We start from the raw sequence: 249 nt of genomic DNA on the forward strand, positions 1-249 counted from the left end.
CGTGCTCAACCAGCTTGGATTTTATCAACGTGTAGAGCTTACGGGCCCCTAACCTTGGCATATATTTACGCCAGTACTGAACCCAGTCTTTGATGACCGATAGCTCAGCTCTACGACTTTCCATTCGCGCAACTGCCTGATAAATACCTTGCCTCGACATACCCGCAGCACGACATGCGGCAGCGAGGTTTATTTCGCTTTTAGCTTTTGCTTGCCAGACGTACCGGATAAGTACTTTTTTCTGAGGCC

General features: G+C 49.0%; 1 pseudogene. It reads right to left on the minus strand.

Going from position 1 to position 249, the window contains the following annotated elements:
- Positions 1 to 249 (minus strand): annotated as a pseudogene (locus tag MO387_RS21045) (IS3 family transposase); the annotation flags it as partial.

Origin of the sequence: Shewanella sp. N2AIL (assembly GCF_022690845.1) — a bacterium.
GTDB lineage: Bacteria > Pseudomonadota > Gammaproteobacteria > Enterobacterales > Shewanellaceae > Shewanella > Shewanella baltica.